Source organism: Ktedonobacter robiniae (assembly GCF_016587375.1).
GTDB lineage: Bacteria > Chloroflexota > Ktedonobacteria > Ktedonobacterales > Ktedonobacteraceae > Ktedonobacter > Ktedonobacter robiniae.
This window is the reverse complement of record NZ_BNJG01000001.1, coordinates 2,018,529-2,044,787: the sequence shown is the minus strand read 5'-3', so window position 1 is coordinate 2,044,787 and position 26,259 is coordinate 2,018,529. Positions and strand designations below refer to the sequence as shown.

The following is a 26,259-nucleotide window of genomic DNA, read 5'->3' as shown; positions in this document are numbered from 1 at the left end:
GATAGGCTTATCTAGCCTTCCCATTAGAAGCCATCGTGCAGTGTTTCGCCCACATCCCTCGGTCGTGCTTCCTATGATGATTCCCTGTGCTCTGTCCGTAGTGACTGAGACTGGAGATCTTAGTGACAACAAAACATTCTCATTCTGATGATCACAATGACGTTGATGCGAACATTGTAGAGCATCCGTCAGACCCCAACTCAACGGTTGAGCCGACCGCATCTGAAACCGCCACTTCTTCTGAGGCCGAGGCTGTGACAGGTCCCTCCTTTCCTGTCGTTGCTGACACTGTTTCTCAGGAGCAGCATGTTGAGGAGGAGGCTCAGCAGCAGGCTGAAGAGCCTACAACTCCAGTAGCATCTTCCTCCACTGATACTGAGGCATCTTTGCCCACATCAAGTGAGGTTTCTGCATCTGCATCATCCCCTGAGCTGAGCACCGCCTCGTCCGCACACGAGCAGGAAGAGGCTGCACCCATTGCCGAGAAGGCCGAAAGCGTTGCCGATGCTTCTCAGAAGGAGCTACCGACACTCTCGGAGACGGACACAAATCGCGCCGAGGTAACGCAACCGGCTGATGCGGAGATCCCTGCTCAAGAGGAGACGGTCGAAGCCCCGCGTGCGACAGAAGAGCAGGCGCAGGAGGCACCCACGACACCTGAGCAAGAGCCGCTGCCTGTAGTAGGCTCCAGCGAGGCCGAGACGCCTGAGTCTCAGGCCCCGACGGTGATTGAAGTAGATGTCCAGGCCATCGAGGAGAAATTGTCTCCATTTGGTCAGGAAAGCTTTGCCTCGCTACATCCGTCAAAGGAAGACGAGGTTCGTTCCTTTACCTCTTTCATTGAAGAATTTCGCCAGGCCGAGGCCCAGGCGCGCTTTGATGCCTCGCTACGTGAGTCGCAGCTAGAGGCCTTCGCGCTACTTTCACCCCTGGCTCAGCGCCAGGTGGAGCGTACGCAGACTGGGCAGGAGCAGGAAGCGAGCCAGGATATGGTAGCAGGAGAAGAGGCGGCTAGCTCTACTCCCGTTGCCGGGCCTGAGCGTTTGGACGAGACGATTTCTAGCCCTGCTGACACGCAGGAGACAGTGCCTGAGCGCACGACAGAAGAGGTACCTACAAGCATGAGCGAGAGCGAAGAGAAGAAAAATGTGGAGTCGGAGAAGAGCGAAGAGGAGGGCGCCGCTCAGCCAGTAAAAGAGCGGGCGGTCTCACCTCTCTTGCGCCCGGCCTCGCGCATTCGCTTCCCTCGTCATAGCGTCCGTCACCTGCGCGAGGAGCGCGAAAAGGAGAAAGTCGCCTCAAATGAGGCTGAAGCTCCAGTCCAGCCTGAAGCCGAGGCCCAGCCCGAAGCTGCGCCCGCGCCTGCTGAGAGCACACCGCCACGTCCCGCACGTCGTTATCGCTTCGACCGTCCCTCTGCCTCAAAAGCAGCAGCGGCTAAGCCGGCGCCTGCCACCAGTGGCGCGCCCAGTGCCCTCAACGGGACGGTCCCTTCAGCTCCAGCCATGAGTGCCGAAGAGCCTAAAGAGACCAAAGAGACTCCGGAGATCCGCCCGGTTGAAGCTGAAGCCCAGCCAGAAGTGGCGCCGAAAGCTGCGGAGACCGCAACGGGTCGCGAAGTACAGACAAGCAAGAAAGCTAATCAGGATTCTACTGCCTCCGAAACAGCGACGCCACCCGCCAAAGAGAATGGGCGTCGTCGGGGGCATGAGCGCCAGAAAGAAGTGACAAGCACTATGGCAACATCCCCTGTAGCGCCAAACTCGGATAATACACCAACATATACAACTCTGGCGGCGGCCGTCGAGGAGATCGCGCCTGAAGATCTGCCACCCCTGGAATATTCTGAATTGCAGAAGGCGGCATCTTCACGTCGTCGTCGTCGCCATCGCCCTACGACAGGTAGCACAAGCGCGCCGGTTACTCCAACGCCTTCAGAGCCAACACCCGCACCAGCGCTAGCGCAGCCAACCGCGCCCGCGCGTGGACAGAGCAATGAACTCGCGACACCAATGAGCTCATTGCCTCAGTCTCCTTCAGGGATGGCATATTCCATCGTGTCGGGCTACACGATCAACCAGATGAATCATGGCGGCGATCTGCCCGGCCCATTTATGGGACCTGATCCCTCGCCCGCGCGTGGCAGTGTCGTGAGCCGCGATGGAGGACGCACTATTGCCCGTGCCGAGGTTCAGCGCACGCCTTCCTACCCGGTCTCAACGTCTGGCTCGGGTCGTGGCCAGGAGGGTATGCCCAGCGCCGCCGCGTTTAATCACTTTACCAACTCGATAGTGCAGGCCTTGCAGTTGCAGTCAGACCGCCTGGTGACAGAGATGCGCCGTCAAGCGCAGGCTCCCACCAATGTCTCGGTCACCCTGCCTCCTTTCCCCTCGACCGAGCGCGTAGGCGTCTTCGTCGACGTGGCCAACCTGCTCTACTCAGCGCGTACCCTGCGCATGTCGGTTGACTTTGGCAAGCTGCTGGACTTCCTGCGCGGTAATCGCCGCCTGGTGCGTGCACAGGCCTATTGTCCCACCAGTCCCCAGGCCGGTGATGAGCAGATGTTCTTGCAGGCCGTGAAGGGTCTGGGCTATCGCATTACCACTAAGAACTACAAGACCTTCTCCAGTGGTGCGAAAAAGGCCGACCTGGACCTCGACCTGTGTATGGATGTCGTACGCCTGGTTGAGGGGCGCGCGGTCGACTGCATTGTGCTGGTCAGTGGTGACAGTGACTTTATGCCTATGCTCGACTACTGCTCCGATCATGGTGTGCGCGTTGAAGTGGCCGCCTTTGATGAGGCGATGTCTGCTACTCTACGCCAGAGCTGCGATCTCTTTGTCAACCTCTCGTTGCTCGAAGAAATTCGCTCGTAGTAATCTCAGAGAAAATATGTTAAAATGGCAGCGGTTTTTAACCCTGCCATTTTTTCGTGCTGATTCAGGGTGCATTTTTTTGCTTCACAGCAATAAGAATGCTATACTACGTAACTGGCAGGCAATAAAAAAGCATTCACGCTCTCCCTGGGCGCGAGTGTGGGAATAAGCAGGGGAGAGATGTCCTGGTACGGGTCATTTTTCACCCTTCAAAAACTGAGGAATACCAGTTCTATATTAGTGGATCTATATGTGACGATTTTGTGATCGTACAAGCCACCTGTGATAACTGGTTGCTATGTTCACATTTTTATATTTCTCTATCTATAGAGGAGAAAGGACCCTATCGAATGCGTCGCCCGTATTTGCGTGGTAAGTATGGCTGGTTCGTCCAGATTACTCTGCTACTCTCGCTCGTGGCCATGGTACTCTCTGCTTGTGGTGGTAGCTCAAATGGTGGTAACAATTCTAATAGTGGTAACACCACTGCCCCCATCAAGGTCTCCCTGGTAACCGACATTGGTGGCCTGAACGATAATGGTTTTAACCACCTCTCATATGTTGGTTATACCAAAGCCAAGAAAGAGTTGAACTTCGACGAGCGCGTCATCCAGTCGACATCACAGAACGACTACGTCTCAAACCTGACCCAGGCTGCCCAGGCTGCTGACCTCATCTTCGCCGTTGGCTTCCTGATGCAGACCCCTATCTACCAGGTGGCCAAGCAGTTCCCCAACAAAAAGTTCGCTATCATTGATGGCTGTGCCACGGCTCCAGGTCAGTCTGACTGCACCACCCTGCCAAACGTCGCGCCGCTCTTCTTCAAAGAGCAGGAGGCGGGTTGTCTCGTAGGTGCGATGGCGGGCCAGATGGAGCTTGATGGCAAGAGCAAGCTGCCCAAGCTCTCCGGTTCAAATGTCATTAGCGCGGTTGGTGGCCAGGCGATCCCTCCCGTGAACCACTACATCGCGGGCTACAAGTACTGCGCGCAGAAGGTCGATCCCAAGGTCAAAGTTGTGGTTGGCTTCTCCCAGGATTTCGCCAACGTCGCCAAGTGTAAAGATATGGCCCTGACCCAGATCGACCAGCAGAAGTCGGACATCGTCTTCCAGGTCGCTGGTGGTTGTGGTATTGGCGCACTGGACGCCGCCAACCAGAAGGGCGTGTATGGTATTGGTGTCGACGCCGACCAGGGTTACCTGCACAGCGATGTCATCACCAGCGCTCTCAAGCGTGTTGATACCGCTGTCTACAGCACGATTGTCAACTTCTCGAAGAACCAGTACACCAACACTCCTCCCGTCTTCGACCTGAAGCAGGATGGTGTTGGGTATGCGACGCCTTCGAGCGATGTTCCTGCCGACGCCAAGGCCAAGGCCGACGAGTTCGCGCAGATGATCAAGAGCGGCACGCTGACGCCGCCTGCTGACATTCCTGCGGACAAATAAACACGATCAAACGCAAAAGTCGAAAGCGGTTACTCTACTCTGGGTGGCCGCTTTCGACTTTTTAGTGTCTACCTATCCGAAATCCTGAGCACGAAGTGCTAGTCGCGAGAGCGACGTTGGATTTCGGCATAAGAATCAAGTATGACAACATTGGCATAGTTTTGTTTATTATCAATTTTACTGTAGGCCTTATCAGAAAACCTGAGCGCGGAGCGCTAGCCACGAGAGTGGCGTTGGTTTTCGCATAAGTGGTAGGCTCAGGTAAACGTGTGTGCGAGTGAAGATAAAGAAGGGCGTAATCCCTGACTTCAGACGTACAGGCGTCTCTCATGGGTCAAAAATCCTTAGGCCGTCCTGGCACTAACCTCGAGTACTGTATCCATGGCATGAAGCTGCTTGACTACAGGCTGAGAGCATTCCTCAATAAAGGCTCCAAAGAGATTTTTCCATGCTGGCTCATCATTCCAGATTTCTTCGGGATGACACTGGGCCGCGAGCATAAAGCGATGATCAGGTATCTCCAATAACTCCGCCACACCATCCTCTGCCCGTCCACTGATGATGACCCCGGAACCAGGCTCTTTCACCGCCTGGTGATGTAGGCTATTGACGCCCAGATCATACTTGCCCAGGATAGTAGCCATGCGGCTCTCCTCCTGAACGTTGATGCGGTGGACGATCTGATTGCGCGGTAACTCCCAGTTAGGATGCTTCAAGCTCTGGGGATATTGCGCCTCCAGATCCTGGTAGAGGCTGCCACCCAGGGCCACGTTCAACATCTGCATACCACGGCAAATACCGATTGTGGGAAGATTCTCCCGCACAACCCAGCGGACCAGTTCCAGCTCCAAATCATCGAGTTGCGGATTGGTTTTTCCCAGCATAGGATGTGGCTCTTCATTATAGTGACGTGGATGCAGGTCGATTCCACCTGAGAGTAACAAGCCATCAAGGCGAGGCAGAAGTGTCTGGAGGCCAGCGAGATCGTCAAGAATAGGGATGAGAATAGGGACGCCACCCGCTGCTTCCACTGCCCGTATGTATGCTATGTTGTTGTAGAATATGGGCCGATCCGACTCAGCCCCCACGCCTGCATGACAAGGTATACCGATTAATGGACGCATTACCAGTTACTGCCTTTCTAAATGTGTTCAAACTCGTTCACATTGATGATTGCGGTGAAAAGATCCGCAAGAAAGATAATAAAAAAAGCGAAACACCAAACTTGCGTTTGTGCGTTTCGCTAGCGGGTAGCTGCTACTTCCTCATTCCACGAAACGCAATGTTCTTACTACAAACCCTGTAAGCTCCAGCCAATGCTGGAGCTGAATAATCATAAGGGTAAATTTTGTCGCAAGAACACGCTGCTGCTTCATCTGTTGTTACCTGACGTTTAAGCTTGTTATGACATTTCTATACAGATGTTATACATTTATCATACAAGTAATGTCAAGAATTGGACGCTTACAAGAGGACCTTTGGCTTATCGAGATGGCTTAGCCATTGCCAAAGAGGGCCTGCAACCACTCCAGCCAGTAGCCTGAGTCACTCTTCGTGGTCCTGGTGGATGCTGTCCTGGTTGTGGTTGTCGTATCAGCTTGTACGACCACAACTGGCTTCTCGCCTGGACGTACATAGCCTAACTGCTGCCTGGCTTCACTTTCGATTACGGCTGGATCTTTATATTTGTTTACGTCTTTTTTGAGCTGGTCATTGCGCTGTTGCAGGGACTGCAAGCGCAGTTGCTCGCTCTGTACCGTCCGCGTCAACTGGCTATTGGACCAGGCCTGAGCCAGGGTCCCTAGCAGGAGCACCGCGCAGATCAGCCCCGTAATCCACATCAGCGTTTGCTTGAAGAGAGACTGCCTCCTGGCCCGTTGGTGACCGAAGGTCTCCTCCAGACCTATGGCGGAGGTCACATGACCGTAACTCTCCTCGGGGCGTGCAGGAAATTGTGGCTTCCTTGATCGTCGCTGCACAATCGCTCCTCTCAATCGGCGAGACGCCGCGTAACTACCTGCGCCCTTGCCTTTAATACTTAATACGAAATAAACGCGCTAGAAGTAGCATTTTGTCGGTCCCATGATATGAAGGCTATGTTTGAGCCTCTATGCGCCTGGGAAAAGACTTGCTTGCAGGTAAGCTTTGTATCGAATGGTTATTAGAATTTGCTGAAATTTAGTGGTGCAAGTTTTAGCTTGACTTCTCGCATCTGCGATGTTTGCCTGGGTAGGTGATGTGTGGTGGACCCTGTCAGTCACACTACCTACTCAGGAAATAACACTACTATATATACTACAACGTCTCACGGACCGAAAGTATTTCCAGAAGCGAGAGAAGGAGGAGGGAAAAAGCGCTATCCCTATTCTATGGCAGGAGGGCCGCTTTCCCCTACACACCGGCGACTAGCGTGTCGTGAGGAGGAGGAGACCCAGGAGATCGAAGCCAAGCAGCACACACAGGAGTCCGAAGCCGATGAGCAAGGCATAGCTCTTCGCGCTTAGTGTTCCCAGGGTGGAGAGTAACTTCTGCAACTCGGATGGCACCATCTGTTTCGGTGCCAGCGGCCCAGTGTGGGGCAATGGGTGAGAAGAAGGCAGCTCCTCGAGCAAGGCGCTGATGCGGCGCATTTCTCCAGAGTTGATGCGCTCTTCCAGCGCTTCCTCAAATGAGCTGTGAAGCTCTTCTTCACTCAATTTGTCGGTTGTAGGAGAAATCCTGGTGGCAGGTACTGGCGCGATCGCAACCATAGGCGCTGTCTCATATCTCTTATATGCTGCCTCTGATGTGGCCGGAATTTCTTGAGACCACAGGGGCATTTCAATGGCTTCGATTGTGCTGCTCAATGTACAGGACATTGTGTCTCCTCCTTATTCCTACTACACATCTATTCTCTATACGAGTAGAAGTATCGGAAATATGACGAAAAACTTGCCAATATTGGCCAGATTTGGCGCACTTTTTGCAGCTTTAAGTGGAATCTAATTTTCTACAATCTGCCTTTAAGCTTTTGACTCAAGGATTTTCAGGGTGAAGACCACGCCCTTTTCTCTGGCTGTCCTTACTCTCCCCTTGCCATCCGCACACTTCGAAAGTCCCCTACTTTCCCTTAAGACTAAAGTCATGATGAGCTCTTGTTAGACATGGTGTTCTCAGCGTCTGCGACGCTTCGCAGGGGTATAGGATGTGCGGTGGAGATGGGTCGGCGAAGCCGACCCATCTCCACCGCACATCCTATACCCCTGCGAGCCATGTAATGGCGAGAAGTCCTGATAGGTTACCTCTTACAGATATAAAAACTTATGTTCACAATTAGAGCAGTGCTGCTATACTAGTCTTAAAGTACCTAGTGTGTTACCATCCTAAGGAGTCCCTAAATGCTCTCAATGACCGCGACATCTCCTGCCATAAATTATATAAATGATGTAAGCATGTTTTCTCCTGAGCGGGATATAAATGTGTACCTTGAGCATATCTGGAAGAGTTATTTTGCTGATATTCAACCTGTCAACGAGGTTTGTATTGCCTACTGTTATCCCTGGAAGACGCGCCTGGGGGTGATTCGTATGACGCTAGATGAGAACACATCCTTCATTGGCATTAATTCCTTGCTCCAGGTTGCGCAAGTGCCAGAATGTGTGCTAATCACGACAATTGCGCATGAACTGGTGCACTATGTACACGGCTTCGGTTCTCCACGTCCGCGCCTATATCAGCATCCTCACGCTAATAGCGTCGTTGATAAAGAGCTAGAGCAGCGCTCGCTGGGTGAACAGCTATACCTTTGTAATGAGTGGATTGACAAAGAGTGGTATCCCTTTTATGATAAGCAACAGAAAGCTGGCTGGGTGAGCTGGCTGAGTGCGCGCTATTCTGCGCGTCGTGGTCGTAGGTCGCGCTAGTCCTCTGTGAGTGTAGCTGCTGTTGATATCCTTTCTCCCTTTTCTCTTCTACACTCCTGATCCTGGCAATCAACCTTGATCACTGCTCCAGTGGATGTGAAGGTAGATATGTACTCCAGCTCTTGACATCTCTTTATACCATATGATATATTCATGCTAGCTCCAAAGATGTGTGCCACGCCACCATTGGTGAACAACCAGGTCCAAGCAAATTTCAGGCACACAAATTCAAATACAAATTCCAAGTGCAAATTCCAAAATTTTACACGCCAACGATGGCTATGTGTTGAGAAGTCGTACATGCTCTTTGGACCATTAGCTGGCACCTCTTACTTCATCAAAGCTACCCGATGCCACAACCACGCTTTACAGGGGAGGTCTGCTCTTCCCTCATGATTGTACTTTCATTAAAAGCTTTGTTTCCATTAAAAGCTTTGTTTCTTTCCCACCAATTTCATCTAGGTTCAACCCAGAAAGGAGAAGGGGCGCTTTCCTCAAGCAATTGAATGCTTCGCCGCCCTACATACCGTGAACATTGCAGAGTTAGAAGTTAAAACGCTGCCGGAGTTACGTGATATCGCTCGCGACCTCGAACTCTCCGGCTACAGCACCCTCAAGAAACAAGACCTCGTTTTCCGACTCCTCCAGGCCAACACTGAACAGCAAGGCAACATCTTTAGCGCAGGGGTATTGGAGATCGTTGAAGATGGCTTTGGCTTCCTCCGTCAAGAGCGCTTCTTGCCCGGGAATATGGATGTCTATGTCTCGCAATCGCAGATTCGCCGCTTTGGCCTGCGTACCGGTGATATGGTGTCAGGCCAGGTTCGCCCACCCAAGGATAACGAGAAGTATTATGGCCTGTTGCGCGTGGAGGCGATCAACGGTGTCGATCCGGAAGTCGCTAAACGGCGACCCCACTTCGAGGTTCTGACGCCGATCTCCCCACGAGAGATGTTCAACCTCGAGACGGGTGCTTCCAACATCTCCGGACGCATCATCAACCTTGTTTCCCCCATCGGTCGTGGACAGCGCGGCCTGATCGTCTCCCCTCCTAAAGCCGGTAAAACCATGCTCCTCAAGTCCATCGCCAATTCCATCACCGCGAACTATGACGATGTGCATTTGATGATCGCCCTGATTGGTGAGCGCCCTGAGGAAGTCACGGATATGAAGCGTTCCGTGAAGGCCGAGGTCATTAGCTCAACTTTCGATGAGCCAACCGAGGCGCATACACGCGTGGCTGAGATGGTGCTCGAACGGGCCAAGCGCCTGGTGGAAGGTGGACGCGATGTCGTCGTTCTGCTTGATAGTATCACACGCCTGAGTCGCGCCTATAACCTGGCTGTACAGCCAAGTGGACGTACCCTCTCTGGTGGTCTCGATCCCAGCGCGCTCTTCCCCCCCAAGCGCTTCTTCGGTGCCGCCCGTAAGATTGAAGAGGGTGGTAGCCTGACCATTATCGGTACCTGTCTGGTTGATACAGGCAGCCGTATGGACGATGTGATCTACGAAGAGTTCAAAGGTACCGGCAATATGGAGCTCGTCCTGAATCGTAAACTTGCCGAACGCCGCATCTTCCCCGCCATCGACATCTCCCTCTCCAGCACTCGCCGCGAAGAACTCCTGCTCGACGAGAAGACACTGCGCGCTGTTGTGGTTATGCGCCGCATGTTCGCGACCCTGTCCGATCAGCCCGGTCGTACGGGTCTGGAGGCCATGGAGGCTCTCTTGCAGCATATGTCGAAGACAGGCAATAACATGGAGTTCCTGGCGACCCTCAAAGGGAGCATCTCGTAACAGTCGTTTGACTGCTTCACAATCGCATATTCCCTGATGTATACAGCGCTTCACCTTGCTCTTGCGCTTGATTGGTGGTTTGGCATAGCATACTAAATGCTAGTAGAACCACAACGAGTAGGATACCAGCTAGCAGAACTGGTCTTCTCTCGTCTCATCGCTTTGAGCGGTCCAGATGGTGGAGCGCTGTATTTTTTGCTCCCTTCGTATCTTCCTTGATTTGAAACCTACTTACATGGGTTCTGATCTGGTACTTACTGACAGCTTCTTTTTACTTTCAAACGTAATTATCATTTAACCTTTTAGATGCACCTTGACTGTATAGGCGTGTAATATTATATTAACTATCACATCTAACATTAATTTAAGGCGCCTTAAACGATAAGCTAGATAATAGTATTCTTGATTTATGAAGAATAAAGGTTTGGATAGAAAGGTAATGCAATGTCTATAGTAGAGGATGCTGCGGCAAAGATGAACCTTTTAGTTGAAAGCGAAGTCATTCGTAAGTTACAGGGTGCCAATGAAGCAAAGACAAGACTACTGATTATAGATGAAGTTTTAAGCATTTTAGGTTGGTCTAAAGATGAATATGAACCGGAGCAAGTAACAACTATTAAAAGTTACACTGATTACCGCTTAACTATAGATGGCCAGCCACGCTTGATAGTTGAAGCGAAACGTGTAGGAGCAGTTAATCCTCTTCCTAAAAATATTCAAAGTCGCCAATATGCTAACTCCTTTCTCTTTAACAACTATGGACCAGAAATGAAAATGCTCTTAGATCAGTGTATAAATTACTGTATTCATTGCGGAATACCATATGCCTTGGCAACTACTGGAGAGATTTGGATTGTAATGCCTTGCTTTAAGCTTGGTGAAGAATGGGGAAAACTCAAATCCCTTGTGTTTCACTCTTTAAAGGACATCCGTAATAAATTTGGAGAGTTCTATGGATTGCTTTCTCGTGAGGCTATTAAAAATAACAGCCTTGAAGAACATTTTGGAAAAATGATGCTTATAGAGCCAACGGTTGCAATACATCCACGAGATTTTATAGACTCTATACCTGAAACTAAGCAAATACAGCAAAAACAAATTATTAGAGCATTTTTTAATAATTTCATGGCAGATATAACTCAACCAGGTCAAAGCAAAATGTTGCAGCAGTGCTATGTTGATAGCTATGAGTTAAATGAATTTTCACGTGAGTTGCAACAAATTTTACAATATGATGCTGTAATTGAAGAGTCTGATCTCTCTATGGAGGAAGTTGACCAGACAACTTTAGAAAACGAATTAGAAATACAATCTGATTCTGGTAACCCCAAGACAATCCTTCTTGTCGGGAATGTTGGCGCTGGTAAAAGTACCTTTGTCCATCGTTTTGTTAAGTTTGATAGACCCAAACAACATATTTGTACAATAGTGAACCTTATTAATGATGCAATAGCCAATATTTCACAGGGACGTGAAGAGGAGCAACGACTGGCGGATAAAGTCTTGACGAGTTTAGCACAACAATTTCAAGACAAATTGGATCCTTATGCTCCAGCCGTATTAAGAGGATGCTTTGCAGATAGACTAGGTCGTTTCAAAAAACAAAAGCAGATTTTATTTCAAAAGGATCCAGACAAATATAGTTTAGAGGAAGAAGATTACTTATATGGCCTAAGTAATGATAAATATGATCACTTGGTTGGTTATATTAGATTTGCTCGAAAAAAACGGTATAAAGTTTGGGTTGCATTTGACAATGTAGACAGAGGTTCGGATTCTTATCAGCAATTTATTTACTCTTTTGCTCATCAGTTATGTAATGATGCAAAGTGTGTTACTTTAATTACCCTTCGTCAAGATACTTTCCTAGAAGCCCAAGAGGCGGGTTTTTTAGATGTTCGAAGTACAGATATTGTCTTTCAATTGAAATCTCCTGAATTCCGACAGATTATCTCCAAACGAAGAAAGTACATAGATAGGATCACAAATAGCGGTGAGCTTCCTAAGTTATTTAAGCCTTATTTTCAACTCATAAATCTCTTAAACTTGCATATAAAACATCTTCTTCTTCAAGAAGATGACTTTATAAGGCTGTTTATTACAGCTTTCAGTCTAAATAACATCCGATACGGGCTTGCTATGCTAGCCAACTATTATACTTCGTCTCATGCTACTTTTCATGAATTTTATGATAAGTGTAAAGAGGTTACACCATTAAATTTAGATTTTAAGTTTAATTATGAACTTGAGAACAATCGTTTCCTCCAAGCCCTTATGCTAACTGATGGTTGGTGGTTTGAGGAGAAAAAGTCGGATGTTTTTAATATTTTTTCCGTTGATCGTTTTGAAAAGGTTAGCCATTTTTTAATGCTAAGAATACTAGCGTATCTTAGCTTGAAGGTTAACTATACATCCTCAAGATACTCGGTAAAGTACGAAAAGATAAAAAGTGATCTTGTTTTTCTTGGCTATCAAAGTCATCACGTAAATAACGCTACACTCAAGTTGTTATATGCTGGCCTACTTATCTCGCCAAGCTTACCTGCAACCTCTATTACAGAGATGAGAAGTGAAATTCCAGATCCTCTGCCTGCTGATACAAAAATTGCACTTTCAGCAAAAGGATATTACTACTTGCAAAAGCTAGTTTCTAACCGCTACTATCAAACGCGAGTTGGAGAAGATATGATTTGGTACAATGAAGAATTTGCAAAACGTTATATTGAATGCCTGAGAGATACTTTTGATGCACAAACAAGTGGGTATGATGATACTTTACAAGCTACCGATGCGAGAGAAACCTTCATAGATTACCTAAAATGGTCATGGCTAGAAGAAGTTCAAGCCAATAATATTCGCCAAACTAATAAGGACTGGGCACAAGTTATAAATAGCCTTGTTGAACGAAAAGTATTTGGAGAAAATTTTAGCAACTTAAGTTTTATTCAAGCAAATAAACGTAAATCACTAGAAAACTCCGAGGAGCTATTGGATGAATTTTATTCTAACTACTCGGACCTGCAGACTTACGATAAAAGCTGGACAATACAGAACACTTCAAAAGAATCTCCCTTTCAGATGCCTTTATTTGAAGATGAGACTATTGACTACGAGCAGGTTATCCTAGATGCAGTTCAATCTTTGGGATCACTGCCCAAAGGCCTAAAAACAAAGAAAATTTCATATGTTATTCGGATCCTTTGGGCATTAGAAATCGCATTCCGTGTTGGCCTTGGGCCGCTACAAGCAAAAGAGATCGCGAATCTTATTCGCACATATGGCAAAGAATATATCTCTATTAGAAGCGTAGTATCATTTTTTCAGGATCAGAAGAAATACGAGGGCGAATATCAGGAGTTCTGGAGAGAAGAGCCAATAGGCTTTTATACCATAAATGCCTCTGGACAAAAAATATTAATTTCACAGTTAGAATCTGAACCATTGAATTGATCCAGTTATTAAACACATGCAAGCGAAAATACATCGAAACCTCACAAGCAACTATGCTACAATAAAAGCTCTACAAAGTGCCTTCTGAGAGGACACGGTGCTTTCTTTTCCCAACAAGTGGAGGAGTAAAGTACAAAATGGAGAGGAAAAGCAGTATACCAAAGGATGTAGCGCCCTGCACATCATTGCGAGCAGTATCAGTTATGAGGATCGCTGGTTTCGCTTGCGCACCGATACGTGCAAGATCGCGCAGGGAAAGATTTTTGCGCTGGGCGATGCCGGATGGTGGCTTAGATGTGGGAGAAACTCCGGCTCAGGGCGCGGTTCGCGAGGCGCTGGAGGAGACTGGCCTGCGAGCCTGTTGTCCTGGTCGGAGTACATGACTCTCGTCTCTGTGGCACAGTATCAAATGCTCAACTCTACCACTTCCTCTTTCTCTGTCGTCTCAAACCTGGCGTTGAGCGCATTGATCCTCCCACGTATGCTAACGAGATAAAAGAAATGGGCTGGTTCGCCGAGGATATTTTGCCTGATGATCTTGATCCGGGTCATGCGACACGTATCCCGGAAGCGTTTCGTGTCTGGCGTGGTGACTCCCGGGCATATTTTGATACTCACGGCTCATAAAAATAATTCACTTTGCATCTGCGTCCCCCTCAACCGAGGGGCGTTTGCTTAAAATGGCCCAGCCTGCGCGACGCTGGGCCATTTTATTACCTAGGCCAACCTTCTCTAGGGAAAAAGAGTGCCATTGACTGTGACGAAAAAATGACCACTGTTTGTGAAGAGTGACAAATCTGTATTGAGTATCATCGCTTATACTAACATATCGTATTGTGTTATCTCTAGGGCCAATAAGTGCGTATATTTGGTATTGCTTGCCACTCCATCTTAGACGTTTTAACGTAGATTATGCTTTTTACTTCTGATTGTACATGCACCACTTTTTCAAAGGTGGTGCATGTAGCTAGTATTATTTAGCTTCAAATACAAGCGAAACCTACAAAAGGTTTAGCCCACTCACATTATCAGGCGTTAGTTCGCGCTTAAGGCGTTCAGATAAAACGCGCAATACACGATAAACAAGCACTTCGCCTACAGCTTCACCCCTCACCATCTTGCGATAGGAAGTTTCTGAAACATCAGCTAATTCCGTTAGTTCCTTGACTTGCAAGCCCGCACGCTTACGCAGTTGGTCTAAGGTCTCCATATGGCCTCCTGACAAATATTAACCGTATTTTGCGACAAATGGCGGTTTCTGTCAACAGGAGGGGCAACACATCACTGTTCTTTATCAGAATACCACAAAAACCGGTTTTTAACAATATTTTCCTTGATTTTTTGATTTTTTTCGGTTATTATGCTTATGTGATCATGAAATTTCTTAGAAGTTTTCTACCTAGGTAAGCCCTTTTAGAGGAGGTGATAGCAGACAAGAAAAACTGGCTCTCGTTTGCCGACGAGAGCCAGTGAGTGAGAACACACAAAACGTTGCGTCGTCCCGGAGTTCTCTATGCTCAGCATAGCGCATAGAGGCTCCTCGGTCAAGAAAGAGATGATACGTATGTCTCAACAAGCCTCTATGGTGTTACATTCCTTCCATTTGGTTGATGGGCCGGTCACCGTTTCCAACGTTGCTTTCTTTCGCGGTGTGCAGGCGGGATACCAAGCCTATCAGAATGAACAAATCCCGCTGAGCGAACATGACCTGTACGAACACCTTGTCCATCGTCTCCTCGCTTTTCCTGATTCGACCTGTGAGAATACAGGCTGGGTCATCGGTTGGGTGAAAGGTTTGCTTGAAGTTTCTTCTCCTCAACAGCCACCCTCGACTTCACCTGGCAGGCGTTGTGAGGAACCTGCTCCTTACGGGGATAATTTTCTTCCTGTGATCCCCAATGACAACCAGCTTCACAGCATAACCAACCCATTTTGTTATGCTCCATCATGTCCGTGTCATGAGGACCAGAGCAACATTTCTGAGGTTGTTCGCTACGTGAGCGACGGTCTTCTTACCCCACAAGAAGCAATTGACTATGTAGCAGGGAAGCATCTCTAGCTGGGAATGACCACCCTCTTGTTGCTTACAGGCAACAAGAGGGTGGCAGAGGAGAAAACGCATGAAGCATAACAGAACGGAAACCACCTTCCACCTCTATGGCGAAGCACAGCAGCAAGATGTATCATGCCAGCGCGTCGGCGCCTCATTTGGTATTCACCCAGAAGATACTCTCAGGCTGACAGATGAGACGAAACCTACAGGCATTGATACCATCCTGATCTGTGCTGATCCAGCCTTTCACAATGGCGTGAAATCGGGACGGAGCGAGTTCCTCGCCCTGTCTTTTGCCAAGCGCGAGATTGTTGCCCAGGACGTAGAGAACGCCCTGCAATGGGCGATGTACGACACCTTACGCCCGGCACTTTGGCGTTATGGCTATGTGTGCGGCTGGAACGAGGAGTTCTATCAATACGCGATGCGCAAGCTACAGGAACAGGGCAGCCCTCCAAAGCCAGTGTACGACGAGAGGAGGGAACGCTAATGCGCCCTTCTCGCTATCGCCCAACCCTGGAAACCGAGCAGCCGTCTACACGCACAAAGCGCGTTACCAGAGTACCGAGAGAGGAAAGAGACACAGAAGAGCAGATCGATGAAGACGCCTTGCATGAGGCGCGCACTCATACCAGTGTCGTACGCCAAAACACCTACCAGCCAGCAAGGTCAGACGCGCAGGCAATGCGCAGGGTCAATGTGTATGTCCACGACCAACCAAGGCAGCAGAGGCAGATACCCCTCTTGCCGGTTGGCACTTCCAGGCCGTTTCATGTTCCCCGTTGGCCTGCGTATGTAGGACTGGCAGGCGTGTTGATGGTTGGGGGATGGCTTGGCATTGGCATAGGACAACAGGCATGGCAGACATGGCAAGACGACCTGCATTATGGACGTCCTCGCACGTACCAGATCGACGCCGTTGTCGGCCACAACCACGATACAAGCGTGACTCCATCCCACTTCATTGTGCTCAATCTGCATAGTCAGATTACCGTCATAGAAATGCCAGCAGGCGACCAAAGCAAAGCACATGTGTACAAGACAGGCATCGCGTTGTTAGGAAGTGGGCAAGACTTGACGCCTGCGCAGGTGATATTCAAAGACCTGGATGGAGACGGCAAGACGGACATGATTGTCTCTGTTGGAGAACAAAGCATCGCCTTTAAGAACCAGAACGATGTGTTTAGCCCAATCCCCATGAAAGAGGTCAAACCGTGATTGCCACACCAGCATATCCCATGCAGACTACACAGCCACAGCACCCCCAGGAGAGCGACCCCAGGGGACTACGCCGAACCATGCGCATGTTGACCCAACGCGTCCACGAGCTTCAGGGCATCACCTTTCGTGGAGAGGATGAATATGTGGTCCTCTCCTGCAAGGAAACCATGACGGCGACCCTTGCCCTGAACTTGCAAACCTCGTTTCAGGCAGAGCGCCCTGTACAAGCGGTATTAGTCTCCTATGGCAAAGTCAACACATCAGGCGATGGCTACATTGTCATCCGTTGGCGTGGAACCGTTCCAGAAAGCTTCTTTGACCAGCTTGACCAGCTCAACAAAGAGGTTCTCTTCTACACGGCCTTTAGCGCCGGACCCCTCGACACCTGTAGAGCACCGTGGGATGGTATCCCAAACGCCTAATGTCTCAGGGAAGAGTCTCATTAACCTGTGCTCTTCCCCTTCCTGTTGGAGGGAACCTCATGCAAGACAAACAGATGCAGAACGATCTAGAGCAGCTTCTACGAGAGCTTGACCAAGAGCAGCAACAGACGCGCACGACGGACGACATACCACCCATAGAAGCCAACCAGGAGTACGACCACCAGCGCCGTCTGTATGACATCGAGATCCACATTTATCCCAAGGAGGAAGCAGAGCTAGAGGAGTTAGCCAACACCGTTGAAAGTGTCCCACCCATTGACCAGGAGCCAGAGCCACGAGGGAGGAAGCCTCTAGCGTGGACAAGTGAGCACACGCGCCCCCTTGTCTCTATCAGCCTTCTCGTATGTGCCTGTGCGCTTCTTGTTGGTTGCCTGCTGTACCTGTTTCCTCTCTGGACAGCGACGATGATCGTGACGTTTATTCCAATCTCACGCACAATAGAAACCCGCCTGACGGTGACAATCGGAAACGCCGACCCGACCCACAGCCAGGTGCCAGGAAGATTATTACCCACCGTCACCATGAGCCAGGCACATACCGTTGCCACAACGGGAAAAGCGCACCAGGACGCCCAGAGCGCACACGGGTACATCACGTTTTACAATAGCGCGACCTATGGGCAGACGATACCCGCAGGAACCCTCGTGACCGCAACCAACGGAACCCAGGTGACAACCGATCAAGACGCGAATATAGGCGCGGCAAGCTATCCCACCTTTGGACAGGCGAGTGTCAGCGCCCACACGACCCAGGCAGGATCAGCAGGCAACATCAAGGCAGACGCGATCTATGGCCCCTGCTGTCGCGTCAATATCTCCGCCGTAAACGGAGCTTTTAGCGGAGGGCAAGACGCACGCGACTACCAGACTGTGACCCAACACGACATCGACACCGCAGGCATGAGCCTGAAAGCCAGCCTTGACCAGAGTACCACCGCAGCACTACAAACCCAAGTTCAAAGCGCAGAAACGCTTGTCACCCCGCTACATTGCCAGCAGAAGACGAGTGCCGACCGCAAGCCGGGGTACGAAGCGACAAGTGTGCATGTGACCCTCGACGAGACATGTACAGGCATTGTCTATCAGACACAAGCCCTTCAAACACTCATCACCCAGGCACTCACCACTCAGGCAAGGCAGCAGCTAGGAGCCAGGTACATGCCGAGTGGGGAGGTACACATTGCCACTACAGCACAAGGGAAAATGACCATCCAGGCGACAGGGACAGATATGTGGGTGTATCAGTTCTCCCAAGCAGAGCAGGAGCACTTAAAGGCTAGTATTGCAGGCAAAAGCCAGGCTGAGGCAAAGAGCCTTTTATTAGCACACCCAGGGGTGCTGTCGGTGTCCTTCTCCACCAATACGACCCTGCCAGATGTCCAGCATATCCGTTTTGTGTTCATTTCCTATTGAGACCGGAGGAGAGGAGATGCTGATCAGTAAGAAGATCAGGCTTGAGGTCAGCCCACAAGACGCCGCCACCCTGGAATTCATGCAGGGGAAATGTCGGGGGTTGTACAATTGGTGGGTGATGCGCTTGCGGGATGGAGAGAGGTGGCCGGGATGGAAAGAAGCGAAGGAGACGCTGCAACAGAGCAAGCTGCACGACCCGGAACTGTGTTTTGTCTATGGCAAGCTCTTACAGGAAGTCTATTTCCGCTTGGATGGCGCGATGCAAGCCTTCTTTCGGCGGATCAAGAACGGAGGAAAACCCGGATTTCCGAGGGTGCGGCCACGGCATTGCTTTTTCACGCTCATCTACCCGTCCATGTACATCCAGGTGGAAGGATTGTCTCTCAGACTTCCGACAGGGGGCAGAGGCAAGAGCAAGCGATACCCCGATGTGGTGGCCAAACTGACGGAAGAAGCCCCAACCGGCTACAGAGACGTCGCGATCTCCAGAGATGGACAGGGACACTACTATGCATCCTTTGTCCACGATAAAAAAGAAGAAACGCATGAATATAATGGCGTGCTTGCTCTTGACTTAGGTGTGAAGACATTGGCAACCGGCGTGAACGACCAAGGCCGCTTCTATCACATTGGAGGGTTCAAGGGCAATCGGTGGTATAATCGTCAACTAGACAAGATCCGCTCGAAGCGAGATCGCTGTAAGAAGGGTTCACGTCGATACAAGCACTTGAGTAAGGTCTACAAGCGCGTCTCACAGCGGAAGCGCAACAAACAACAAGACTGTCTGCATAAAGCAAGTCATCTCATCGCACACACACTGGTTGAGAGAACCGTGGTGATCGGTGATCTTTCCCAAAGGCAGATGGTCATGAAAGAGCATCGAGAGAGAAACAGGTATTTGAATCGAGCGGTCTACAACGATTGGGGACTCTATAGCTTTGTTCAGATGCTGCTCTACAAGTGCTTCCTCTCTGGGAAAGAACTCATTATCCTAGATGAACGCGATACGTCGAAAACCTGTAGTGGCTGTGGGCACAAACAAGACATGCCACTGTGGAAACGGACCTATTGCTGTAGTGAATGCGGACTCGTCATAGATCGAGACGACAACAGTGCCGTCAACATCTTGATGAGGTTTCTTGCCCGGCTTGGGCCACACACGGACGATTCCGTGCGGTGTGCGGACGTTTTCACCGCAATCGAAGATGTTGAACACATTTAGAAAGGCAGGTATTGCATGACGACTACTGTGCAGACATTTCAAAACTTCATTGGTGGCAAGTGGCAGGCCGCGCGTGAGGGAAGAACCTTTGCCAACTATAATCCCGCCACGGGCGAAACCCTGGGCCATTTCCCGCTCTCGTCCACGGCCGACGTAGATGCGGCTGTCGCCTCGGCTCGCCAGGCCTTTGAGCACTGGCGTCTCGTCCCCGCGCCCAAGCGCGGCGAGATTCTCTTTCGTGTCGGTGAGCTGCTTTCGCGCCATAAAGAGGAATTGGCGCGTATTATGACGCGCGAGATGGGCAAGGTACTCAAAGAGACACGCGGCGATGTGCAAGAGGGCATAGATATGGCCTACTACATGGCCGGTGAGGGCCGCCGCCTCTTTGGCTATACCGTGCCTGTGGAGCTACCCAATAAGAGTGGTATGGCTCTGCGCGATCCTGTGGGGGTTGTGGCCTGCATCACACCCTGGAACTTTCCCATTGCCATCCCGACCTGGAAGATGTTTCCGGCGCTGGTTGCCGGCAATACTATTGTGCTTAAACCCGCCTCGGATACACCACAGAGTGCCTTGCGCCTGGTCGAGATCCTTCAGGAAGCTGGTCTGCCTGAGGGCGTAGTCAATCTCGTGTGTGGCTCTGGTCAGGAGGTAGGCGAGGCCCTGATTCACCATCCCGACGTGGCGGTCATTTCCTTTACCGGTTCAACTGAATCGGGACGTCATGTAGCGGTCGAGGCGGCGCAATCGCTGAAACGCGTCTCGCTGGAGATGGGTGGCAAAAACGCCGTTATTGTTCTCGATGATGCCGACCTGGAACTGGCGGTGGAGGGCATTCTCTGGAGTGCCTATGGCACCACGGGCCAGCGCTGTACCGCCTGTAGCCGCCTGATCGTACAGCGTGGCGTGCATGACCACTTGCTAGAGAAGTTGCTGCCGCGTATTGAGCAACTGCGCCTGGGTGATGGCCTGGATGAGCAGGTCGATGTCGGGCCGGTGATCAATGCCAGCCAGCTTGAGAAGATTCATGCCTATGTCGAGATTGGCCAGGGCGAGGGAGCGACGCTGGTAACGGGTGGAGCGTGTGCTGAAGTCGAAGGACTGACTTCCGGGAGTTTCTATCGCCCGACGCTCTTTAAAGATGTGCGCCCGGAGATGCGCATCGCCCAGGAGGAGATCTTTGGCCCGGTGCTCTCCGTGATCGCGGTCGATACCTTCGACGAGGCCATCGCAGTCAACAACCAGACGCCCTTTGGTCTCTCCAGCGCGATCTATACCCAGAATATCAACAACGCCCAGCGAGCCATGCGCGATCTGACCACGGGTATCCTCTATATCAATTCCGGCACAACGGGAGCCGAGATCCAACTTCCCTTCGGCGGCACGCGCGGCACTGGCAACGGTCACCGCGAGGCGGGCATCGCCGGACTGGATGTCTTCACCGAGTGGAAGGTGGTCTATACCGACTACAGCGGCAAACTCCAGAAAGCTCAGATAGATAGTTAGAAGAGCACCGAAGAGAGGGACCTGCCCGCAGGCAGGTCCCTCTCTTCGGTGCTCTTCTAACTATTAATTTGCTAACGCTCAGCGCGGCCCTCAATCTTGCCGCCAGTACCTTCAACGAGGTTCTTGAGCGATTGCAGGGCGTGGTCCAGGCTCTCGTTGATGGTCTGTTCCTGCGAGCCAGTTGGTTCTTCCAGGCTGCGGCTCACCTTTGGGGATGGCTCAAAAGATAGATGAACAGTGACCTCAGTCGGGCCTTTGCTTTCATCGCCTTTGGCTGCAAGCCAGCCGCGATAGCGCTCTTCGCCTTCAGAACCCCATTCCATGCGGTTCTTGCTCTTGTCAACGCGGAAGAAGCCTTCCGAGTCGTAGTGGTGCCCATGAGCCTCGCCCTCGACGCGCACACGCTCGCCCTGCTGTGGCTCCGCGCGCTTCGTCGTCGGCAGGTACTTGGGCAGATTGCTCACGTCCGACATAAAGTCTTCTACCTGGCGCCTGGGAGCCTGGATCTTAATAGAGCGCTCATATTCTCCCATAGTGAAAACCTTCCCTTCCTCGTGGAGGGCTGATGGACAGCCCCGGTTCTGCTTAATGTGTTATCTCTTCCTGGTGGTGCCTGTGCACAGGCTGTGCTGCTCGCCTGTCACTGCTACTATCAACATACACACCACACCAAGCGAACCGGATCTACCTACATGCCTATACCTCTTCTATACGCGTCTGATGCGTAGTGCCAGCAGCAGGCCAAAGGAGACGGCGAGCAGCACTACGGCCAGGGCGATAGCTTTATCCAGGTCGTCTTGCGAGGCAAGATAGATGGCGGTAGGCATCGTCTGGGTGATGCCGGGAAAGTTGCCCGCGAAGGTGATTGTCGCGCCAAACTCGCCCAGCGCGCGTGCCCAGCTCAGACCAACTCCCGCCAGGAGCGCGGGGCGAATCAGCGGGAGGGTCACGCGCCTGAAGGTATACCAGGCGGAGGCGCGCAACGTATAGGCCGCCTGCTCATAGCGTCGATCCATTTGCTCCAGCCCGGCCTTGGCGCTATTGATAAAGAAAGGGGCGGCAATAAAGGTCTGGGCCATAATGACGGCGACGGTGGTAAAGGGGATGCTGATGCCAAAGGTGCGCAGATAGCTCCCAAGCAGTCCCATGCGTCCAAAGGTCAATAGCAGGGCCACGCCCGCGACCACAGGTGGGAGAACGGTTGGCATGGTTACTAAGGTTTCCAGAAAGCCGCGCCCGCGAAAGTTACCACGCGCCAGGAGATAGGCCACGGGCAGGCCAAAGACAACGGCCAGGAGGGTACTCACCGTGGTTGTCAACAGGCTGATTTGTAGGGCCTGGAGGATATCTGGCTGTTGCAACTCGCTCCAGACGACAGCAGGGGCCTCATGAAAGAGCAGCGCGACCAGGGGAATACCCAGAAAAAGGAGAAAAAGCGCGCTCAGCAGCCCAATGCCCAGGCGGAAGAGGAGGTTTCCCCAGCTCCCCCGCCACTGCCCTGTCCGGTACTTTTTATTGGCGATATGTTGTTGGTGCGGTTGCTCCATATGCCCCTCCTTATGTTCTGCCTTCATCGTTGTAAAGCTAATAGATATAAAATAGGGTGGGCTGGCAACTCCAGCCCACCCTATTTTATATCTATTAGCTATTCACGCTGATAAAGTGGTAGCGTGTGAGAATGGCCTGGCCCTGCGTGGAGAGCACGAAATCAATGAACGCTTGCGCATCCTGAGCATATTTCGAGTCTTTGGTGACAGCGATAGGGTACTCGGCGATGACGTTAAGGGTATCAGGGATGTCAATAATCGTTACCTTCGACGAAACTGCCTGCGTGATATCCGTCAGGTAGACAAAGCCCGCGTCAGCCTCGCCGGTCTGCACCTTTTGTACGATGGCCTTGACGTTCTCCTCCTGAGAGACAAAGTTGCCCTTGACGGCGCTCTCATAGCTGCTGCCGTAGTCGGTGGACTTGCCCATCTTATCCAGGACCTGCAACATGTACTTTCCAACCGGGACGGAAGGGGCCGCAACTACGATCTTCTTGCCTTTCTGTGCCAGATCCTTCAGCGCTTGAATTTTGCCAGGATTGCTGGATGGGACAATGACCGCCAGCTTGTTGCGAGCAAAAACCTGGCTGGTGGTGACTAGGCTGGCATCGCTGGCCTTCTTCATATTTATCTGATCAGCCGAAGCAAAGATATCGGCGCTGGCTCCATTGACGATCTGCTGCTCAAGGAGCTGCGAGCCATTGAAATTATACGTAATAGTCACGTTGGGATGCGCCTGCTTATACTGGGTGGCTATATCCTTAAAAGACTCGGTAAGCGAGGCAGCAGCGAAGACATTGAGGGTCACAGGCGAGGCGCTCGCTGTATTTTGTTTGGTGTTTGTCGATGTGTCCGTGCCTCCGCAGGCCATCAGGAGTAGCGTAAATAGTATCAAGAGGATCGATAAGATGCGATATTTGCGCACCATGATGAGGACCTCCTTATCCGAGCGCAGGCGTGATACATAGGAATGTCTGCATCTTAGCCCGTCAGCTCGCGTCCAGCTTCTTATACTCATCAAACAAGTACTCAATGATTGAGTATACGAGCCGAGCTTATGGAAGTCAAGGTGAGTTTCTTATATGTGGCGCTGGCTGGCGGGCGAATGCCTCCAGCCAGCGCCACATATAAGAATTTGTTTAGAAGGTGCTATGAGGATTGCAAGGGATGTATATGCTTGGGGACCCTGACCCGCCTAAAGCGTCTGGAGTGTCTTCTGGACGGAGGCTATGTTCTCCTGTACTGCCAGGGCGTATTCGTTCATGCTGAGGGCTGAGAAGATCTGGAGCGCGTTCTCGTAGCAGGTGATGGCAGCTTGCAGATTGGCGCGGATGTCGCCGATTTGAAGCTCGCGCAGGGTGTTGCCACTGTTATTCTGTGTCGCGGCCCATTCGAGAGGGAAGGTGGTGGGAGTATAGACCTTGTGGGTTGCCTGGTAGAGGGCGATAGCCATCTCCAGGTTTTTCTGCCGGTTGCCCTCCTGATATTCGCGGTAGGCGTTGGCCAGATTGAAGACCAGGGAGGCCCATTCTATGGGAGCCGCCTGGGCGAAGTCGACCTGGAGCGCAGCCTCATAGTGCGATATCGCATGGTAAAGGTTACTTTGATGATCGCCATGGGGTAGCTCGGCATAGGCAAAGCCCAGATTGCTCTGGGTTTTCTGCCAGTCCAGGGGGTGTAGCTCTGGCTGGTAGATCTTGAGAGCCGCTTCAAAGCTGGCAATCGCATGCTCAAGGTGTTCCTGGCGGACCTCGGGTTTCTCATCTTGTAGGTGGCAGTAGGAGGTGCCGAGGTTGGTCTGGGCCGCGGCCCACTCCAGGGGCGTGTACTCACTATTATAGACAAGCAAAGCCGCGCGGTAGCAGGCAATGGCCTTCTGAAGGTGCTCCTGGCGCTCTTCTAATAAGGAGCCGTACGCGCCTCCCAGGGAGAATTGTACACGCGCCCAATCAAAGGCGTAGGCCTTACGATTATAGACGGTGAGCGCGGCCTCAAAGTTGCCGATGGCCTGGTGCAGGTGCTGCTGGATATCTCCACTCTCCAGGCGGCTATAGGCCTGTCCCAGGTTGCTCTGTACATTGGCCCAGCCAATAGGAAACTGCTCACGTGTATAGACGCGCAGGGTGTTTTCAAAGCAGGTGATGGCCTGGCGCAGGTTCTCCTGCTCATTCCCATCTGGCATGTCCAGGTAGGTCAGGGCCAGCATATTATTCGTCTTGGCCCACTCAACAGGATGTTCCTCAAGCGTATAGACCTCAAGCGCATTCTGGAATTGTTGAATAGCTTTCTCCAGGCGTTCTTGCTCATTGCCCTCCGGCAGCAGGTTATAGGTAATACCGAGATTGGTCTGAGTGGAGGCCCATTCCAGGGGATATGTCTCGCGGGTGTAAACGCGCAGGGCCTGGCTATAACAGTCAATGGCCTGGCGAAGATTGGCTTCTTCGCCCTCGCCTTCGCCCGGAGGGAGATTACGGTAGGCATTGCCCAGGCTATGCATGATGTCGCCCCAGTGCTCCGGTGTATGCTCATAGGTATTGATTTCCAGGGAGGCGCGATAGTGCTCTATGGCGCGGCGCAGGTGTGTCTGCCTGTCTCCACCTGGGAGAAAGGCATAGACATTGCCCAGGTGCTGGTGTGTCATGGCCCAGTTTTCTGGAGCGCGATCTCTGGTGTAGACTTTGAGCGCGTTCTCGTAGCAGCTAATGGCCTGTTTCAGGGTATCGTAGCGATCTTCGTTTGGCAGGAGGCAGTAGAGATTGCCCAGGCTATTGTTGACCATGGCCCAGGCCAGAGGATAGTCCTGTAGCGTGTAGACTTTGAGTGCGTTCTGGAAGTAGAGTAGGGCCTTTTCCAGGCTCTGGCGCGTATCCTTTCCGGGCAGTGAGAGGTGGGCCAGGCCTAATCCATACTGGGCCTGCGCCCACTCGCCCGGCGCTTGCTCACGCGTGAAGATCTCTAGTGAGGCCTGATAGCAGGCAATAGCCCGCCTGAGATTAAGCTGGCGGTTCCCTCTCTCCAGGCTGCCATAGATCTCGCCCAGCGCGTTTTGCGCGCGCCCCCACTCTGTGGGTGTCTCATGGATACTATAAAGCTCCAGGGCCTTTTGCAGGCAGGCTATCGCTTTATCCAGGTAGTCCTGGCGCTCTCCTTCTGCCTGTTTGCTATACCATAGGCCCTGGGCATAGAGGGCCTGGGCTTCCTCGTGCTGCTGCTTCTCGCTCATCTTCTTCTCTACACTCGATGCACTATCTCTACAGCCTGCGCTACGTGTTGACTCCTACCAATCCGGTAACATGACTGCCAATATGTGTCTTTTCAGATTGTACGAGTCCACCCCCACCTTGTCAACAAATAGCTTGCTGAGTGAGGAGACTCACTTTTG

General features: G+C 51.4%; 22 protein-coding genes. 14 read left to right on the top strand and 8 right to left on the bottom strand.

The features are described from left to right. Nucleotides 1-122 precede the first annotated feature (122 nt). Nucleotides 123-2,876, top strand: coding sequence for an NYN domain-containing protein (locus JMJ04_RS08560; RefSeq protein ID WP_201370117.1), 2,754 nt, complete (start codon nucleotides 123-125; stop codon nucleotides 2,874-2,876). A 350-nt stretch (nucleotides 2,877-3,226) separates the two neighbouring features. After that, nucleotides 3,227-4,324, top strand: a complete 1,098-nt coding sequence (locus JMJ04_RS08555) for a BMP family lipoprotein (RefSeq protein ID WP_201370116.1) — start codon at nucleotides 3,227-3,229, stop codon at nucleotides 4,322-4,324. 344 nt (nucleotides 4,325-4,668) lie between these two features. Here the strand turns inward: JMJ04_RS08555 and JMJ04_RS08550 are convergent, their stop codons facing one another. From JMJ04_RS08550 to JMJ04_RS08540, 3 genes are all read right to left on the bottom strand, one after another. Then, nucleotides 4,669-5,448, bottom strand: coding sequence for a gamma-glutamyl-gamma-aminobutyrate hydrolase family protein (locus tag JMJ04_RS08550; RefSeq protein ID WP_007912885.1), 780 nt, complete (start codon nucleotides 5,446-5,448; stop codon nucleotides 4,669-4,671). Nucleotides 5,449-5,820: 372 nt separating this feature from the next. Further along, nucleotides 5,821-6,303, bottom strand: a complete 483-nt coding sequence (locus JMJ04_RS08545) for an FtsB family cell division protein (protein WP_201370115.1) — start codon at nucleotides 6,301-6,303, stop codon at nucleotides 5,821-5,823. A 426-nt stretch (nucleotides 6,304-6,729) separates the two neighbouring features. After that, on the bottom strand, nucleotides 6,730-7,182 hold the full coding sequence (locus JMJ04_RS08540; protein ID WP_201370114.1) for a hypothetical protein: 453 nt from the start codon (nucleotides 7,180-7,182) through the stop codon (nucleotides 6,730-6,732). Nucleotides 7,183-7,701: 519 nt separating this feature from the next. Here JMJ04_RS08540 and JMJ04_RS08535 point away from each other — a divergent pair. The 5 genes from JMJ04_RS08535 (at nucleotide 7,702) to JMJ04_RS48395 (ending at nucleotide 14,100) form a co-directional block, all read left to right on the top strand. Further along, complete coding sequence (locus JMJ04_RS08535; RefSeq protein ID WP_201370113.1) at nucleotides 7,702-8,226, top strand: hypothetical protein; 525 nt, start codon at nucleotides 7,702-7,704, stop codon at nucleotides 8,224-8,226. 528 nt (nucleotides 8,227-8,754) lie between these two features. After that, nucleotides 8,755-10,023 (top strand): transcription termination factor Rho, encoded by a 1,269-nt coding sequence (gene rho / locus JMJ04_RS08530; RefSeq protein WP_201370112.1) that lies wholly within the window; start codon nucleotides 8,755-8,757, stop codon nucleotides 10,021-10,023. Between the two features lie 444 nt (nucleotides 10,024-10,467). Further along, the gene (locus tag JMJ04_RS08525) at nucleotides 10,468-13,473 is read left to right on the top strand and encodes a hypothetical protein (protein WP_201370111.1); all 3,006 of its coding nucleotides are present in this window, start codon (nucleotides 10,468-10,470) and stop codon (nucleotides 13,471-13,473) included. A gap of 137 nt (nucleotides 13,474-13,610) precedes the next feature. Further along, nucleotides 13,611-13,856 (top strand): NUDIX hydrolase, encoded by a 246-nt coding sequence (locus JMJ04_RS48635; protein ID WP_201370110.1) that lies wholly within the window; start codon nucleotides 13,611-13,613, stop codon nucleotides 13,854-13,856. Continuing rightward, nucleotides 13,768-14,100: an NUDIX hydrolase gene (locus tag JMJ04_RS48395; protein WP_201370109.1), complete on the top strand. Its 333-nt coding sequence runs from the start codon at nucleotides 13,768-13,770 to the stop codon at nucleotides 14,098-14,100. The genes JMJ04_RS48635 and JMJ04_RS48395 overlap by 89 nt, the downstream gene beginning before the upstream one ends. Before the next feature lie 373 nt (nucleotides 14,101-14,473). Here the strand turns inward: JMJ04_RS48395 and JMJ04_RS08510 are convergent, their stop codons facing one another. Beyond that, a complete protein-coding gene (locus tag JMJ04_RS08510; protein WP_201370108.1) occupies nucleotides 14,474-14,683 on the bottom strand; it encodes a hypothetical protein in 210 nt (69 codons plus the stop codon). A 354-nt stretch (nucleotides 14,684-15,037) separates the two neighbouring features. Here JMJ04_RS08510 and JMJ04_RS08505 point away from each other — a divergent pair, with 354 nt between their 5' ends. The 7 genes from JMJ04_RS08505 to JMJ04_RS08475 all read left to right on the top strand — a co-directional run bounded on the left by JMJ04_RS08505 (nucleotide 15,038) and on the right by JMJ04_RS08475 (nucleotide 21,330). Continuing rightward, entirely contained in the window at nucleotides 15,038-15,532 is a 495-nt protein-coding gene (locus tag JMJ04_RS08505) for a hypothetical protein (RefSeq protein WP_236037966.1), read from the top strand. A 61-nt stretch (nucleotides 15,533-15,593) separates the two neighbouring features. Continuing rightward, complete coding sequence (locus tag JMJ04_RS08500) at nucleotides 15,594-16,016, top strand: hypothetical protein (RefSeq protein ID WP_201370107.1); 423 nt, start codon at nucleotides 15,594-15,596, stop codon at nucleotides 16,014-16,016. Then, entirely contained in the window at nucleotides 16,016-16,744 is a 729-nt protein-coding gene (locus JMJ04_RS08495) for a hypothetical protein (RefSeq protein WP_201370106.1), read from the top strand. Before JMJ04_RS08500 ends, JMJ04_RS08495 begins: the two co-directional genes overlap by 1 nt. Beyond that, the gene (locus JMJ04_RS08490; RefSeq protein ID WP_201370105.1) at nucleotides 16,741-17,169 is read left to right on the top strand and encodes a hypothetical protein; all 429 of its coding nucleotides are present in this window, start codon (nucleotides 16,741-16,743) and stop codon (nucleotides 17,167-17,169) included. Before JMJ04_RS08495 ends, JMJ04_RS08490 begins: the two co-directional genes overlap by 4 nt. Before the next feature lie 59 nt (nucleotides 17,170-17,228). Continuing rightward, nucleotides 17,229-18,602, top strand: a complete 1,374-nt coding sequence (locus tag JMJ04_RS08485) for a baseplate J/gp47 family protein (RefSeq protein ID WP_201370104.1) — start codon at nucleotides 17,229-17,231, stop codon at nucleotides 18,600-18,602. Nucleotides 18,603-18,618: 16 nt separating this feature from the next. Next, nucleotides 18,619-19,824 carry an RNA-guided endonuclease InsQ/TnpB family protein gene (locus JMJ04_RS08480; RefSeq protein ID WP_201370103.1) on the top strand — a complete coding sequence of 402 codons (1,206 nt, stop codon included), beginning with the start codon at nucleotides 18,619-18,621 and terminating at the stop codon, nucleotides 19,822-19,824. 15 nt (nucleotides 19,825-19,839) lie between these two features. Continuing rightward, complete coding sequence (locus JMJ04_RS08475; protein WP_201370102.1) at nucleotides 19,840-21,330, top strand: aldehyde dehydrogenase family protein; 1,491 nt, start codon at nucleotides 19,840-19,842, stop codon at nucleotides 21,328-21,330. Nucleotides 21,331-21,401: 71 nt separating this feature from the next. On the opposite strand, the gene JMJ04_RS08470 is transcribed toward JMJ04_RS08475, so the two are convergent. The 4 genes from JMJ04_RS08470 to JMJ04_RS08455 all read right to left on the bottom strand — a co-directional run bounded on the left by JMJ04_RS08470 (nucleotide 21,402) and on the right by JMJ04_RS08455 (nucleotide 26,100). Continuing rightward, nucleotides 21,402-21,863: an SRPBCC family protein gene (locus JMJ04_RS08470; protein WP_201370101.1), complete on the bottom strand. Its 462-nt coding sequence runs from the start codon at nucleotides 21,861-21,863 to the stop codon at nucleotides 21,402-21,404. Between the two features lie 174 nt (nucleotides 21,864-22,037). Next, nucleotides 22,038-22,877 carry an ABC transporter permease gene (locus JMJ04_RS08465; RefSeq protein WP_201370100.1) on the bottom strand — a complete coding sequence of 280 codons (840 nt, stop codon included), beginning with the start codon at nucleotides 22,875-22,877 and terminating at the stop codon, nucleotides 22,038-22,040. 94 nt (nucleotides 22,878-22,971) lie between these two features. Beyond that, the gene (gene modA / locus JMJ04_RS08460; protein ID WP_201370099.1) at nucleotides 22,972-23,805 is read right to left on the bottom strand and encodes a molybdate ABC transporter substrate-binding protein; all 834 of its coding nucleotides are present in this window, start codon (nucleotides 23,803-23,805) and stop codon (nucleotides 22,972-22,974) included. A gap of 267 nt (nucleotides 23,806-24,072) precedes the next feature. Beyond that, the gene (locus JMJ04_RS08455; RefSeq protein WP_201370098.1) at nucleotides 24,073-26,100 is read right to left on the bottom strand and encodes a hypothetical protein; all 2,028 of its coding nucleotides are present in this window, start codon (nucleotides 26,098-26,100) and stop codon (nucleotides 24,073-24,075) included. Nucleotides 26,101-26,259 lie beyond the last annotated feature (159 nt).

Bases quoted from the DNA above. Each gene is read 5' to 3' on its own strand.
- JMJ04_RS08525 (WP_201370111.1), top strand. From the start codon at position 10,468: ATGTCTATAGTAGAGGATGCTGCGGCAAAGATGAACCTTTTAGTTGAA.
- JMJ04_RS08455 (WP_201370098.1), bottom strand. From the start codon at position 26,100: ATGAGCGAGAAGCAGCAGCACGAGGAAGCCCAGGCCCTCTATGCCCAG.
- JMJ04_RS08510 (WP_201370108.1), bottom strand. From the start codon at position 14,683: ATGGAGACCTTAGACCAACTGCGTAAGCGTGCGGGCTTGCAAGTCAAG.
- JMJ04_RS48395 (WP_201370109.1), top strand. From the start codon at position 13,768: ATGTGGGAGAAACTCCGGCTCAGGGCGCGGTTCGCGAGGCGCTGGAGG.
- JMJ04_RS08495 (WP_201370106.1), top strand. From the start codon at position 16,016: ATGCGCCCTTCTCGCTATCGCCCAACCCTGGAAACCGAGCAGCCGTCT.
- JMJ04_RS08485 (WP_201370104.1), top strand. From the start codon at position 17,229: ATGCAAGACAAACAGATGCAGAACGATCTAGAGCAGCTTCTACGAGAG.
- JMJ04_RS08500 (WP_201370107.1), top strand. From the start codon at position 15,594: ATGAAGCATAACAGAACGGAAACCACCTTCCACCTCTATGGCGAAGCA.
- JMJ04_RS08550 (WP_007912885.1), bottom strand. From the start codon at position 5,448: ATGCGTCCATTAATCGGTATACCTTGTCATGCAGGCGTGGGGGCTGAG.
- JMJ04_RS08535 (WP_201370113.1), top strand. From the start codon at position 7,702: ATGCTCTCAATGACCGCGACATCTCCTGCCATAAATTATATAAATGAT.
- JMJ04_RS08470 (WP_201370101.1), bottom strand. From the start codon at position 21,863: ATGGGAGAATATGAGCGCTCTATTAAGATCCAGGCTCCCAGGCGCCAG.
- JMJ04_RS08465 (WP_201370100.1), bottom strand. From the start codon at position 22,877: ATGGAGCAACCGCACCAACAACATATCGCCAATAAAAAGTACCGGACA.
- JMJ04_RS08480 (WP_201370103.1), top strand. From the start codon at position 18,619: ATGCTGATCAGTAAGAAGATCAGGCTTGAGGTCAGCCCACAAGACGCC.
- JMJ04_RS08540 (WP_201370114.1), bottom strand. From the start codon at position 7,182: ATGTCCTGTACATTGAGCAGCACAATCGAAGCCATTGAAATGCCCCTG.
- JMJ04_RS08505 (WP_236037966.1), top strand. From the start codon at position 15,038: ATGTCTCAACAAGCCTCTATGGTGTTACATTCCTTCCATTTGGTTGAT.
- modA (WP_201370099.1), bottom strand. From the start codon at position 23,805: ATGGTGCGCAAATATCGCATCTTATCGATCCTCTTGATACTATTTACG.
- JMJ04_RS48635 (WP_201370110.1), top strand. From the start codon at position 13,611: ATGGAGAGGAAAAGCAGTATACCAAAGGATGTAGCGCCCTGCACATCA.
- JMJ04_RS08555 (WP_201370116.1), top strand. From the start codon at position 3,227: ATGCGTCGCCCGTATTTGCGTGGTAAGTATGGCTGGTTCGTCCAGATT.
- JMJ04_RS08475 (WP_201370102.1), top strand. From the start codon at position 19,840: ATGACGACTACTGTGCAGACATTTCAAAACTTCATTGGTGGCAAGTGG.